The sequence below is a fragment of the Pseudomonas sp. BIGb0164 genome (assembly GCF_024810135.1).
GTDB lineage: Bacteria > Pseudomonadota > Gammaproteobacteria > Pseudomonadales > Pseudomonadaceae > Aquipseudomonas.
Genome location: NZ_JANUEA010000004.1, coordinates 610,096 through 623,816, shown reverse-complemented (window position 1 = coordinate 623,816; position 13,721 = coordinate 610,096). Strand labels below are relative to the sequence as shown.

Sequence of the window (13,721 nt, the reverse complement as noted above, 5' to 3'; positions counted from 1 at the left end):
GCGTCAGCCGCGTGACGGAAAGATGCCGCTCAGGGCAATGCTGAAATTGATCGCCAGGAAGGGGTTCATGGACCCCATCGGTTGACCCTGGCCGGCCGGGCCGATCGTCGGGCTGGTCACCGTGGTGGTCACCCCCTGGAGTGGCACCGGGTTGGCACCCTGTTGGTCCGAGTAGATCGAAGCGCTGCCCGGTCCGCCGCCGGAGGCGCCGATAAAGGCGTTGGTGGCGGTGGGTGTTGTCACCGGGTTGCTGGTCACGCTCGTCAGTTGGATGGCCGTTGTGGCCGTGATTGAGGTGGCGGTGTGGGTATGGACCGGCAGGTTGACCAGCGTGGCCGTCACGGATTCGGTGCCGGAAAACTCGCCGATGACGCGCGTGGTCAGGCCTGCGCCGCTACCCTGGCCGACGGGCAGCCGCCCTTGCAGGTCTGGCAACTTGAAGGTTTGCACGCCATCGCCGCCATAGGTGGTGGTGATCAGGGCGAACAATGCCTGGTTCTGGTTGATGGAGAGGGTCTGGCCGGCGCACAAGGCCCAGCCTTGCGGGGCAAAGTTAAACGCAAAGGGTTGAATGGTGCCGATGAATACTTCCATGAATCGCTCATCCTTGTATGGGCTATACGGGGTGTGACGCCAATCGATCTGGCGTCATCGCAGAGCGTAGACGCAGCTGTTGCGCGCCGCCTGTCGGCTGCGAAACAGCGAGCGAAACCGGGGCTTTTGTCCTAGAGTGGCGCTTGTTTGCACGTGTGCAGGTTTTGCCCGGCCAACGGGCAGTTTCAGGGGAATTGAGGTGCGACGGTCTGTGGTAGAACAAGACGACAAGGTTGGGGTATTTCCCGCAGTCAATCGCCTCGATGGCGCCTGGGAAGGTGCCGGTTGGCTCAGCCGTTTGTGGTGGGTGCCGATCCTGGCGCTGGCCATGGGCGTGCGCTTTTATTGCCTGACGGCAGCGGCGATCTGGGGCGACGAAGGCTCCAGCCTGCTGCTCAGTGAATACGCCATGGCCGACCTGTGGTTTCACGCGGCCCATGACGTACACCCGCCGTTGTATTTTTTCATGCTGCGGGGCTGGATCGAGCTGTTCGGTGACGGCATCTGGTCGATCCGCGGCATGAGTGCCATTCCTGGCGTGGTCGCGGTGGGCCTGGGTATCTGGCTCACGCGGCAGGTGTCCACTCGCCGCGCGGCCGTGTTGGCAGGCCTGCTGCTGGCGTTGTTTCCGTCAGCGGTGCGCTACAGCCAGGAAGTGCGCATGTACTCGCTGCTGGCCGTCTGGCTGCTGGGCGCCACACTGGCGCTGGTGTACTGGGTCCGCCAGCCCGAACGCACGCGCTACCTGGCGGCCTATGTGCTGCTGCTGACGGCTGGCTTCTACACCCATTATTTCACCGCGCTGTGCGTGCTGGTGCACTGGGCTTACCTGGGACTGTTGTGCCGCACCCAGCCGGCAGGCCAACGCTTGATCCTGCGCCCGTCCTGGTGGTGCGCCAATGCGGTCGTTGTGGCGCTGTACCTGCCCTGGCTGCCGAACCTGCTGGACCTGGTGCAACATGTCGAGCAGCTCAAGGTCGGCGGCGACATCGGCTGGGAAGACCCGGTGTCGTTGATCTCGGTACCGTCGATGATCTGGCAGTTCATGCTCCAGGACGAGGGGATCGGCTTCTGGAAGCCGCTGTTCTGGCTGTTCCCGCTGCTTTTGATCGCCGTGGTCGGCGTGACTGCCTGGCGCGACCGCGAGCGCCAGCGCCCTGCCTGCCTGCTGGCGCTGTTCTTCCTGCTGCCGTTGCTGCTGGTGTACGGCGTGTCTTTTATCTCGCCGGTGTTTATCGAGCGCTACCTCACCGTGTACGCGTTGGGCTTGCCAATCCTTGTCGCACTGGCGATCGACCGCCTGCCCACACGGCTATCGTGGCTGGGCGCCGCGTTGTTCGTGCTGTTCGTCGGCGTGGAGCTGGTGGGGCTCAAGAACAACTTCACCGTGGATGAACATGACCAGTTCAACGTGCCGGTGGAGTTCGTCAACCGCAACTATCAGGAGGATGACCGCATCGTCCTGAGCGACATGATGTGGTACCTCAGCTACGTGTATTACGACCAGACCGACGCCCAATTGCAGCTCTATACCCCGCCCAAGCCCGACGGCACGCCCACCCGGCCGAACGCCTATGGCTTCGGCACCCTGGTGGACCAGGACGGCGGGCGCATTTACCTCGACCGTTTGTCGGCATTACCCGCCGATACCCGGCGCGTGTGGCTGATCAGCAGCACCGACATACCGGACGATTTCGCGCCGATTCCCGAAGGCTGGCGCCAATTGTTGCAACAAGATGGCGGCGGGGCTCGGGCGCGTCTGTTCGTGCTGTGCCGCGGGCCAGAGCCTTCGCAGCCCGAGGGCTGCCGTTAATATCCATTCGGTATTAGGGGAATACCAAAATAGTGGCAATTGACCACTAGTTGATCGCGCAATCCTGAACTACTCTACGGCCACAAATGGATTTTTGTCTGACAAAGTGGTGAAGGGATTGCAGTATCACTTTATCTCCGGATTGCCCCGTTCAGGGTCCACCCTGCTCTCGGCGATTTTGCTGCAAAACCCGCGTTTTCACGCGGGCATGAGCAGCCCCGTTGGCACCCTGTTCAATGGCGTGCTGGCGCAATGCAGCGCCGGCAGCGAGTTTGGCGCGGTGATTGACGCCAATACCCGTCGCCGCCTGTTGCGCGGTCTCTTCGACTCCTACTACGCCGACAAAACCGCCACGCCGCTGGTGTTCGACACCAACCGCCAATGGTGCGCGCGCATGCCCGCGCTGCATGACCTGTTTCCCCAATCCAAAGTCATTGCCTGCGTGCGCAACGTCGCCTGGATCATGGACAGCCTGGAACGGCTGTACCGCGCCAATCCTTTCGAAAACACCAAGCTGTTTGGCGACGATGTCGAGCGCAACACGGTGTACAGCCGCTGTGAAACCCTGGCGCAGCGCAACCGGTTGGTGGGCTTCTCGTGGGCGGCGCTCAAGGAAGCCTATTACGGCGAACACGCCGACTCATTGCTGATCGTCGATTACGACCTGCTCAGTCAGGCCCCGGAGCGGGTACTGCGGCTGGTGTACGACTTTATCGGCGAGCCGTGGTTTGAGCATGACTTCAACAACCTCGTCTACGACGCGCCCGAGTTTGACCAGGCGCTGGGTGTGTCCGGCTTGCACAAGGTCCAGCCCAAGGTGCGCCTGCAGGCGCGGCGCACGATTTTGCCGCCGGACCTGTTCCAGCAGTACACCGAGTTGTCGTTTTGGCAGGACGGCTCAGCCAGTGCCGCCAATGTGATTCGTATGAAGGCCAACGCCGCGATCAATTGATCGCGGCGTTTTTATTTTCTCTCAAAGAACGTTCGACGCCGGGTGAGCAGCATGTGGTGGAGCAATCGCAAGTCGCGGGTTAGCGAAGTAGCACGGGCGCGGGTCTCGCCCATGATCATGCCCCTTGAACCGCGCATGCTGTTCGATGGCGCCGTCGCCGCCACCGTGGCCGACGTGGCGCAGCCCGACAGCCACCCCACCGCTGACGCGGCCAAGGCGCCGACCGGCGACCACCCGGTCGCAAGCAAGGACACCCATGGCCAGGCCGACGCGCCAGCCGCTGCACCCGTGGCGGTGCCGGGGCAAACCGTGGTGTTTGTCGACGCCCGGGTAAAAGACTCCGCCAGCTTGCTGCAGGGCGTGGCGCCCGGAACCCAGGTGGTACAGCTGGACGGCAGCAAGGACGGCCTGCAGCAAATCGCCGATTACCTCGATACGCATCAGGGCGTCAGCTCGGTGCAAATCATCGCCCACGGCAACGCGGGCGATCTGTGGCTCGGCACCACGTACTTGTCGGCGGATAACGTGGCTGCCCGCAGCGCGGTGCTGGGGCAAATCGGCAAGGACATGAATGTCGGCGGCGACATCCTGATCTACGGCTGCTACACCGCCGAAGGCGAGCGCGGGCAGAATTTCGTTGATTCCCTGGCGCAATTGACCGGCCGTGACGTGGCGGCGTCGACCAACCGCACCGGTGTGGGCGGTGACTGGGACCTGGAGATCGCCGCCGGCACCATCGAAAGCGCCAACGTGCTGTCGACCAAAGCCATGAACGACTACCAGTGGGGGCTGGCCACGTGGACCGCGACCAACAACGCGAACACCGGGGTGGGCTCGCTGCGCGCGGCTCTGGCTTCGGCGCAGAACGGCGATATTGTGACGTTCAGCAGCAGTATGACGGTGCAGCTCACCTCTGAATTGCTGATCAACAAGAACATCACCGTGGACGGTGACCTGAATAACGACGGCGTCGCTGACGTTACCCTCGATGGTCAATACAAGACGCGGGTGGTGGAAATCACCTCCGGCAGTACGGTGACGCTGGACGGTCTGGTCATCACTCGTGGTCTGGTTTCCGGCAATGGCGGCAATGGCGGCTACGGGGCAACCGGCGCCATGGGCGGCGGGATTTTCAACGCCGGTATCCTGACCTTGAATAACGTTTCAGTCACCGGCAACGCAGCGGCGGGCGGCGGCGGTGGCGGCGGTGTCACGGGCGCCAACTACGGCGGCGGTGGCGGCGGTGGTGGCGGCCTGGGCGGTCAGGGCGGTGGCCATGGCGGGACCGCCGGGCCGGGCACCGGTACGCTGGGCGGGCAGGCTGGCAGCGGTGGCGCGGGAGGCTATGGCGGAGGCTATGACGCGACGCACATGGGCGGGCGCGGCGGTTCTACCACCGGCGGGGCCGGCGGGGTGGGTGTGTCCTATTACAGCAACGGCGGCAATGGCGGCACGGCCAACAACGGCACTATTTCCATCGGCGGCGGCGGTGGCGGGTCTGGTTGGGACAAGGTTGGCGGTGTCGGCGGCAATGCGGCCGGCGGCATTTACAACGCATCCACCGGCACCCTGAAAATCATCGGCACCTCGGTCATCAGCAATAACATCGGCGCGGGCGGCGGTGGTGGCGGCGGCAGCGGCCAGGGCAGCAATAACCTGAACGGTGGCGACGGCGGTCGCGGTGTCGGCGCAATCTGGAACCAGGGCGGCACGGTGCTGATTACGTCGTCCAATTTCAGTGCCATCAGCGGCAACGCGGCTGGCAGCGGTTCCGGCGGCGCAGAACTGGGCGGTGGCGTGACGGGCTCTGTACCGCTGGCCTTCGCGGCGATCTACAACAACGGCGGCACGCTCAACACCGCCTATGTGGAACCGCCGACCGCGACCATCGTGATGTCGGACACGGCCCTGAAAATCGGCGAAACCTCGCTGGTGACCATCACCTTCAGCCGGGCAGTCACCGGGTTTACCAACGCCGACCTGACGATTCCCAACGGCACGCTGACGTCGGTCAGCAGCAGCGACGGCGGTCTGACCTGGACCGCGACTTTCACGCCGACCAACAACATTACCGACAGCACCAACCTGATCACCCTCGACAACACCGGGGTGACCGCCATCAGCGACGGCGTGGCGGGCGTCGGCACGACCAGCTCGGTCAATTACGCGATCGATACCGCACGGCCGACCGTGACTGTCGTGATGTCCGACACGGCGTTGAAGATCGGCGATACCTCGCTGGTGACCTTTACCTTCAGCGAGGCGGTGACGGGCTTCACCAACGCCGACCTGACCATCGCCAACGGCACGCTGAGCGCAGTGAGCAGCAGCGACGGCGGCATCACTTGGACCGGAACGTTCACCCCGACGGCCAGCATCACTGACACCACCAACCTGATCTCCTTGGACAACACCGGTATCGCTGACCTGGCCGGCAACGCCGGCAGCGGCACGACTGATTCGGCCAATTACGTGATCGATACCGTGCGGCCGACCGCGTCCATTGTGGTTGCCGACACCAGTCTGGCGGCGGGTGAAACGTCGCTGGTGACCATCACCTTCAGCGAAGCGGTCAGCGGCTTCACCACCGCCGACATGACAGTGGCCAACGGCACCCTGACCGGCCTGAGCAGCAGCGACGGCGGCATCACCTGGACCGCCACGCTGACGCCGACCAGCAACATTACCGACACCACCAACCTGGTGACCCTGGACAACACCGGGGTCGTCGATCTGGCCGGCAACGCCGGCAGTGGCACCACCAATTCCAACAATTACGCGATCGACACTGCGCGGCCGACCGCGACCATCGTGGTGGCGGACAACGCGCTGAAAATCGGCGAAACCTCATTGGTGACCATCACCTTCAGCGAAGCGATCACCGGCTTCACCAACGCCGATCTGACGATTGCCAACGGCACGCTGACGGCGGTGAGCAGCAGCGACGGCGGCATTACCTGGACGGCGACGTTCACGCCGACCACCAGCATCACCGACGCGACCAACCTGATCACGCTGAACAATACCGGTGTTGCTGATCTGAACGGCAACGCCGGCAGTGGCACCACCGACTCCAACAACTACGCCATCGATACCGTGCGCCCGACCGCAACCATCGTGGTGGCCGACAATAACCTGCGGATCGGTGAAACCTCGCTGGTGACCATCACCTTCAGCGAGGCAGTGACCGGTTTCACCAATACCGACCTGACCATCGCCAACGGCACGTTGAGCGCAGTCAGCAGCAGCGATGGCGGCATCACCTGGACGGCGACGTTCACGCCGAGCGCCAGCATCACTGACACCACCAACCTGATCACCCTGGATAACACCGGCATTGCCGACCTGGCCGGCAACGCCGGCAGCGGTACCACCGATTCGAATAATTACGCGATCGATACCGTGCGCCCGACCGCGACCATTGTGGTCGCCGACAGCAACCTCACGGCCGGTGAAACCTCGCTGGTGACCATCACGTTCAGCGAAGCGGTGAGCGGTTTCACCAACGCCGACCTGACGATTGCCAACGGTACGCTGACGGCGGTGAGCAGCAGTGACGGTGGCATCACCTGGACGGCGACCTTCACCCCGAACGTGGGTGTCAACGACGCGAGCAACCTGATCGTGCTGGCCAATACCGGCATCGCGGATCTTGCGGGCAACGCCGGCAGCGGCACGACCAACTCCAACAACTACACCATCGACACCGTGGCACCGACCGCAACCATCATCATTGCCGACAATGCGCTGAAAATCGGCGAAACCTCGCTGGTGACCATCACCTTCAGCGAGGCGGTGACCGGTTTCACCAACGCTGACCTGACCATTGCCAACGGCACGTTGAGCGCGATCAGCAGCAGCGACGGCGGCATCACCTGGACGGCGACCTTTACGCCGACCACCAGCATCACCGACGCCACCAACCTGATCACGCTGGACAACAGCGGCGTGCAGAACCTGAGCGGAAACGCTGGCAGTGGCACCACCGACTCGAACAATTATTCAATCGATACCGTGCGCCCGACCGCCACCATTGTGGTCGCCGATACCGCGCTCGGAGTCGGCCAGACCAGCCTGGTGACCTTTACCTTCAGCGAGGCCGTGACCGGTTTCACCAATGCCGACCTGACGGTCGCCAATGGCACACTGAGTGCTGTGAGCAGCAGTGATGGCGGGATCACCTGGACGGCCACCTATACGCCGGCCGCAGGTATCACCGATACCACCAACCTGATCACGCTGGACAACACCGGCATCGCGGACCTTGCGGGTAACGCAGGCAGCGGGACTACCGACTCCAACAACTATGCCGTCGACAGCCAGCGCCCGACCGCGACCATCGTCATGAGCGATTCCAGCCTGCGGCCAGGTGAAACGTCGCTGGTGATCATCACGTTCAGCGAAGCGGTGACCGGTTTCGACAACGCTGACCTGAGCATCGCCAATGGCACGTTGAGCGCTGTGAGCAGCAGCGATGGCGGCATCACCTGGACGGCTACATTCACGCCGAACATCGGGGTTACCGACCTCACTAACCTGATTGTGCTGAACAACACCGGTATTTCCGACCTGGCTGGCAACACCGGCACCGGGACTACCAGTTCGGCAAATTACCAGGTGCAAACTGAGGTGCCGACCGCGACCATTGTCATCGCCGCCCCCTCGCTCAAGGCCGGGGAAACCTCGCTGGTGACCATCACGTTCAGCGAAGCGGTGAGCGGCTTCACCAACGCCGACTTGAGCATCGCCAATGGCACGTTGAGCGCTGTGAGCAGCAGCGATGGCGGCATCACCTGGACCGCCACTTTCACGCCTGGCAGCAATGTCACCGACGCCACCAATCTCATCACCCTGGATAACAGTGGCGTGACGAATGGCTCGGGCAACGCGGGCGTGGGGGGCACCGATTCCAATAACTACAGCATTGACACCCAACTCCCGACCGCAACCATTACCGTGGCCGACAACCAACTTGGCATTGGCCAGACGACGACCGTTACCATCGCTTTCAGTGAAGTGGTGAGCGGTTTTGACCTGTCTGACCTGAGTGTCGCCAACGGTGTGTTGTCCAACTTAATGAGCGCCGACGGTGGCAAAACCTGGACCGCAACCCTGACGCCGACCGCGGCGGTTACCGACGCCACCAACCTGATCGTGCTGGATACCAGCCAGGTGAATGACTTGGCGGGCAACGCAGGGGCCAGCATAGCCATATCCAACAACTACGGTGTGGACGCCGACCGCCCCACTGCGACCATTACGGTGTCCAACCCGAACCTGACCGTGGGCCAGACCAGCACCGTGACCTTCACCTTCAGCGAGAAAGTCACCGGCTTTGATTTGTCGGACCTGAGCGTGGCCAATGGTGTGTTGTCCAACCTGGCCAGCAGCGATGGCGGCAAGACCTGGACGGCCACCCTGACGCCGACGGCGAACATCACCGACCCGAGCAATTTCATCACCCTCGACACCAGCCTGGTCACCGACTTGTCGGGCAACGCCGGCAGCGGCTATGCCAACTCCAACAACTATGGGATCAACACCATTGCGCTGACGGGCGACCCGTTGTTTCGCACCACCAACCCGGCGCCGCCACAAGGCGCGCCCGACGCGCCGTTGCAGCCGATCATCTACGGCCAGCCTACCGGCAACCTGGGTTCACCCCTCAGTTTCCCGCCGTTGTTCGAGCCGCGTGAACTGGGTGGCGGGTTACCCCCCGTGGGCAGCATTTTTATCAATCGTGGCGAGTTGGCCCCTAGCTTCCTCGCGCAAGTGTTCAACACGGACGGTGGCGGGGATGGCGCCGGCAAGGGCTTCCTCGGTTTTGGTGGCGGGGACGGCGGGATCTTCGGGGCGAGCACCCTGTCGACACTGTTCAACCGCGACAGCGCTGACGACAGCGGTTTCAACGCGTTCGAGAGCAAATCGATCAAGGGCGTTAGCGACCCGGCCCAAGGGTTGCGTGGCGTGTTTGGCGCGCCAACCCTTGGCCAGCAATTGCAGCAGATCAAGGACACGGAACAACGCCAGGTGGTTGACCTGGCGCATGCACTGCAACAGGTCGGCATCAGCGAAATGCAGGCCTGAACACACTTAACTCAAGGCGCAGTAACAGGGGCAAGACAAGGATGAAGACAGGTCATAAGGTGTGCGGCATCAGCTTGCTGGTGCTGGCGATCAGTGGTTGCGCGGTCACCAGCCAGCCGATTGAGCGCAGTGTCAGTGAGCAGCGAGCCCGCAGCGACCTGCAAGGCATGTACAAGGATCAAGAGCCGCTAAATGGCCCGCTGACACTGCACCAGGCCATGGCCCGTGCGGTGAAATACAACCTCGAAGGCCGCCTGAAAGTCATGGAGGAAGCCCTGGCCAAGCGCCAGTCCGACCTCTCCAGTTTCGACATGCTGCCGCGCATGGCGCTGTCGGCAGGCTACGCCGGGCGCAACAATACCAACGCCTCCAGCAGCCAGAGCGTGCTCACCGGCACCCAATCCCTGGAACCGTCGACCTCCCAGGACCGCGACCGCCGCGTGGCCGACCTGACCATGGTGTGGAACGTGCTCGACTTCGGCGTCAGCTACATCAGCGCCAAGCAGCAAGGCGACCAGCGCCTGATCATCCAGGAGCGCCGGCGCAAGGTGATCAACACCATCGTGCAGGATGTACGCTCCGCCTACTGGCGTGCTGTGGCGGCCGAGCGTTTGCTGACCCAGATCGACAGCCTCATGGCCCGGGTCGACCAGGCCCAGACCAACAGCCGCAGCATGAGCGAACAGCGCATCGGCGACCCGGTGCAGGCCCTGGGTTATCAGCGCTCGCTGATCGAAGCCACGCGCCAACTGCAGGAACAGCGCCGTGCGTTGTCCCTGGCCAAGACCGAACTGGCCACCTTGATCAACCTGCCAATGGGCACCGACCTCAAGCTGGCCACGCCGGACGACTACGACGTGCCCCAGCTCAAGGTCAATCTGGCGAGCCTGGAGCAAGAGGCCCTGGCCAACCGTCCCGAGTTGCGCGAGCAGGACTACCAGACCCGCATCAGCGCGGCCGAAACCCGCAAGGCCATGTTGCGCCTGCTGCCGGGCCTTGAGTTCTCCGCCGGCGGCCATTACGACAGCAACTCGTTCCTGACCGACAACCGTTGGGCCGACTATGGCGCCAAGATCACCTGGAACCTGTTCAACGTGATCTCCGCACCGGCGGCCATCGATGTCGCCAAGGCCGGTGAAGAAGTCGCCACCGCGCGGCGCCAGGCGATGTCCATTGCGGTGCTGGCGCAGGTCTATGTGGCCAACGCCAACTACCAGGACGCGGTGCGCCAGTTCAAGACCAACGACCAACTGGCCAATATCGACGGGCAAATCCTCACGCAACTGCGCAACCGCCACGAAGCGGCAGGTTTAGGCGAACTGGACCTGATACAGGGCGAGCTCAACACCCTGCAAGCCGACCTGCGCCGCGACCTGGCCTACGCCGACCTGCGCAACGCCTACGGCCAGATCTTCGCCAGCGCCGGCCTCGACCCGCTGCCGGAGCAGTTGGACTCGGACCGCGTGCAGACCATCGCCACGGCGCTGGCCAGCCGCGAATCGGCGTGGGCGGCCGGCAACATCGCAACGCCGGCGCCGCGTCCCGTTGCCCAGTAACCTGGTGGCGCCGACGGCGAGCATCAGCCGCCGTCAGCGCGAGGCGCGCAATGGGCATCGCGGTGTGGCGATCCTGCTCACCGGGTTGCCCGCGTCCGGCAAATCCACCTTGGCCCAGGGGCTGCAAGCGGCCTTGTTCGAACAAGGCCGCCACAGCATCGTGCTCGATGGCGATGCCCTGCGTGGTGGCCTTAACAAAGACCTCGGCTTTGCCGACAGCGACCGCCTGGAGAATATCCGCCGCGCCAGCGAACTCGCGGCGTTGCTGGTGGAAAACGGGCAAATCGTGATCCTGGCGATGATCGCGCCGTTGGTGGAACTGCGTGCAGTCTTCGCCGAGCGCCTGGGCGCCGATTATCGGGAAGTGTGGTGCAGCGCCTCGTTGGCGGTGTGCGAGGGACGTGACCCCAAAGGCCACTACGCCCGCGCCCGCAAAGGCGAATTACCCGGTTTCACCGGCATTGGCTCACCCTACGAACCGCCCCCCCATGCCTCGCTGGAACTGGACACCGGCGTGCTCTCGGCCCAGCAATGCGTCGAGCGGTTGCTGGGCTGGTTGGCGCCTGGGCTAGACTCTGGGGAGCCGTCTTTCTAGGAGCCTCCCATGGAATCGCCTGTGCACAGCTTGCCGTCTCTGTTCAAACAGCTTGGTCTGCCGGATGACCCGGTAAGTATCGAGAAGTTTGTGGCAGTGCATTCGCCACTGAAGCCTGAGTTGCATCTGGCGGATGCGTTTTTCTGGACGGAGAACCAGAAGAAGTTTTTGCGTAATGAAATTCTGGAAGATGCAGATTGGGCCGAGGTGGTGGACGAACTGAATCTTCTGCTGCACAGCGCAAGAGGGGTGCAAAAAACTTAGCGAATAGGCAGAAAGTTGAAAAAATCTGGTGTTGGTTGAAAAAATCTGGGCTTTAATCGCGTAAGTGAACTTTTTCTGAGGTTGCGCGATGTCTCTGGTTGGTTACGCCCATCTTCATCAATTGCTCGGGTTAAAAGCGACTGCTCCTGCTCGTGCCGCGATGATCAAGCCCGTTACGCGGATCTCGATGATTGGTGACTGTCTGGCGGTTCCTCATACCGTTGCGCCTTCAGCCGACGCGATACTCGACCACATTCTTTTCGCACTCAAACATGAAGGCATCAACCTCGGCATCCTGGCTCAGGCGCTAGAAGCGGTTAGCCCGGACCAACTGTTGCAAGAGCTGGAAAAAGCCCCCAACGGCGTGTTCATTCGCAAGGTCTGCTACCTCTGGGAAGGCTTGACGCTTCAACGGCTGGACTACGACAAGCCAATCAACAGCCGCGTTTCACCCTTGTTTGATCCACAGCGCTACGTGACTGGACCCTCAACACGTAATTCACGTTGGCGTATCGATTTCAATGGTCTGGGCTCTTTGGCTTATTGCGCGACAGTTGAACGCACGCCTGAAATCGAAGCCTTGTTGAACCTGGACATCTTGGGCCGTGCCAAGTCCTTCATGGCTACCCTTCCATCTGAAATGATGGACCGCGCCATCCAATGGGCCTATCTCCATGAAACCCGCGACTCGTTCGCCATCGAAAAAGAACAACCCAGCGAAGAAAAGTCGCGCCGTTTCGTCCAACTGCTACGCCAAGCCCATGAAGGCCGGCTGCTGACTGAAGACTATTTGGTAGAGCTGCAAAACAGCACTGTCTCCAACCCTTTCGACAAAGCCGTTGCATTCCGCCACGAACAAAACTATCTGCACAATGGTTTGCGCGGCGCGGCGGGCGTCAGCTATGTACCACCAGCACCTGAGCTGTGCCAGGAACTGATGGAAGAGTTGATGGCCTTTGCCAATCAGCCTGTGCGTGAGGTTGACCCGCTTGTGGCTGCGGCCGTCACCGCCTTCGGCTTTGTGTTCCTGCATCCGTTCATGGACGGTAACGGACGTCTGTCGCGATTCCTGATCCACCAGACACTCTGCCACTTCGGTGCACTGGAAAACGGCCTGTTGCTGCCCGTTTCCGTTGCGATGAAACACGAAGAGCAAGCCTACTTGGAGACACTCAAGGCATTTTCCCAGCCGACTCGAGACTTCTGGAATGTTACCTGGCTGGACGGTGAGCAAATGGCTTTCGAGTTCATTGGCCACTCCGCTATCTACCGCTACTGGGACGCCACCCGCTGCGTCGAATTCACCCTGCAGATGGCCAGGCGTGCGCTGGAAGTGGAATTGCGCGAAGAGACCGAGTTCCTCGACCGCTACGACCGTGTGATCAAGGCCGTGAACCAGCGCTATGACGTGCGCGGGAGTGATTTGTCCAAGCTGGTGATGATGTGCCTGGATAACGACGGCAAGGTGTCCAGGCATCGGCGCAAGCAGTTTCAATACAGCGTGCCGGAGGAGGTGTTTGAGTTTATTGAGGAGGAGGCAGGGCGGGCACTGCTAGACCGCTTGGAGAGGGTAGACGAAATCCAGCGCCATCTGCACGACCAAGCCGAACAGCAATCTTGAAACCTGCACTGATCCGAATGTGGGAGCTGGCTTGCCTGCGATAGCGAAGTGTCAGTCGGCATCTCTTTCGACTGAACCCAAGCCATCGCAGGCAAGCCAGCTCCCACAGGCGTTTTGCAGTGTCAGAAAATTCTGCACCCACGCTTAAACCCGCTTTACTTACCTCTATTCCCAGCCGCCCATCCATAAATTGTTTCAAAACTTGACGACATTGGATCCATCCACCATATTGATAGTTA

The 13,721-nt window shown here is 62.0% G+C and carries 8 protein-coding genes; 7 read left to right on the top strand and 1 reads right to left on the bottom strand.

All coding sequences use genetic code 11. The annotated features are described in order from the left end of the window. Positions 1–3: 3 nt before the first annotated feature. Entirely contained in the window at positions 4–594 is a 591-nt protein-coding gene (locus M2394_RS14100; RefSeq protein WP_178925870.1) for a phage tail protein, read from the bottom strand. Between the two features lie 199 nt (positions 595–793). Between M2394_RS14100 and M2394_RS14095 the strand changes: the two genes are divergently transcribed. The 7 genes from M2394_RS14095 to M2394_RS14065 all read left to right on the top strand — a co-directional run bounded on the left by M2394_RS14095 (position 794) and on the right by M2394_RS14065 (position 13,482). Then, positions 794–2,407, top strand: a complete 1,614-nt coding sequence (locus M2394_RS14095; RefSeq protein WP_259172872.1) for a glycosyltransferase family 39 protein — start codon at positions 794–796, stop codon at positions 2,405–2,407. A gap of 109 nt (positions 2,408–2,516) precedes the next feature. Further along, positions 2,517–3,359 (top strand): sulfotransferase, encoded by an 843-nt coding sequence (locus M2394_RS14090; protein ID WP_178925872.1) that lies wholly within the window; start codon positions 2,517–2,519, stop codon positions 3,357–3,359. A gap of 51 nt (positions 3,360–3,410) precedes the next feature. Continuing rightward, positions 3,411–9,446 (top strand): Ig-like domain-containing protein, encoded by a 6,036-nt coding sequence (locus tag M2394_RS14085; protein WP_259172871.1) that lies wholly within the window; start codon positions 3,411–3,413, stop codon positions 9,444–9,446. A gap of 41 nt (positions 9,447–9,487) precedes the next feature. Next, positions 9,488–11,002 carry a TolC family protein gene (locus tag M2394_RS14080; protein WP_178919307.1) on the top strand — a complete coding sequence of 505 codons (1,515 nt, stop codon included), beginning with the start codon at positions 9,488–9,490 and terminating at the stop codon, positions 11,000–11,002. Further along, positions 10,992–11,597 carry an adenylyl-sulfate kinase gene (cysC, locus tag M2394_RS14075; protein WP_259172869.1) on the top strand — a complete coding sequence of 202 codons (606 nt, stop codon included), beginning with the start codon at positions 10,992–10,994 and terminating at the stop codon, positions 11,595–11,597. The genes M2394_RS14080 and cysC overlap by 11 nt, the downstream gene beginning before the upstream one ends. A gap of 9 nt (positions 11,598–11,606) precedes the next feature. Then, positions 11,607–11,861, top strand: a complete 255-nt coding sequence (locus tag M2394_RS14070; RefSeq protein ID WP_178919310.1) for a DUF2789 domain-containing protein — start codon at positions 11,607–11,609, stop codon at positions 11,859–11,861. An 88-nt stretch (positions 11,862–11,949) separates the two neighbouring features. Further along, positions 11,950–13,482, top strand: coding sequence for a Fic family protein (locus M2394_RS14065; protein WP_259172867.1), 1,533 nt, complete (start codon positions 11,950–11,952; stop codon positions 13,480–13,482). The last annotated feature ends 239 nt before the right edge of the window (positions 13,483–13,721 follow it).

Coding starts and splice junctions, on each gene's coding strand:
- M2394_RS14100 (WP_178925870.1), bottom strand. CDS start 594: ATGGAAGTATTCATCGGCACCATTCAACCCTTTGCGTTTAACTTTGCC.
- M2394_RS14085 (WP_259172871.1), top strand. CDS start 3,411: ATGTGGTGGAGCAATCGCAAGTCGCGGGTTAGCGAAGTAGCACGGGCG.
- M2394_RS14080 (WP_178919307.1), top strand. CDS start 9,488: ATGAAGACAGGTCATAAGGTGTGCGGCATCAGCTTGCTGGTGCTGGCG.
- M2394_RS14070 (WP_178919310.1), top strand. CDS start 11,607: ATGGAATCGCCTGTGCACAGCTTGCCGTCTCTGTTCAAACAGCTTGGT.
- M2394_RS14065 (WP_259172867.1), top strand. CDS start 11,950: ATGTCTCTGGTTGGTTACGCCCATCTTCATCAATTGCTCGGGTTAAAA.